Raw genomic sequence first — 240 nt, 5'->3', positions numbered from 1 at the left:
GCACGGCGGCCTGAAAGCCGACTTGAGTGTTAAAAGCAAAAGCAAAAGCAAAGACCAGAGCGAAAACAAAGCTGCTTTTCTGTAGGAGCTGGCTTGCCGGCGATGCAGACACCTCGGTACATCAGACACACCGAGGCGATGCCATCGCCGGCAAGCCAGCTCCTACAGTGCACCGTGCCCGCTTTAGCTTTTGATTTTGCTTTTAACACTCAAGTCGGCTTTCAGGCCGCTGTGCTCTTG

Origin of the sequence: Pseudomonas sp. G1002, assembly GCF_013385455.1 — a bacterium.
GTDB lineage: Bacteria > Pseudomonadota > Gammaproteobacteria > Pseudomonadales > Pseudomonadaceae > Aquipseudomonas.
This window is presented reverse-complemented; position numbering follows the sequence as displayed.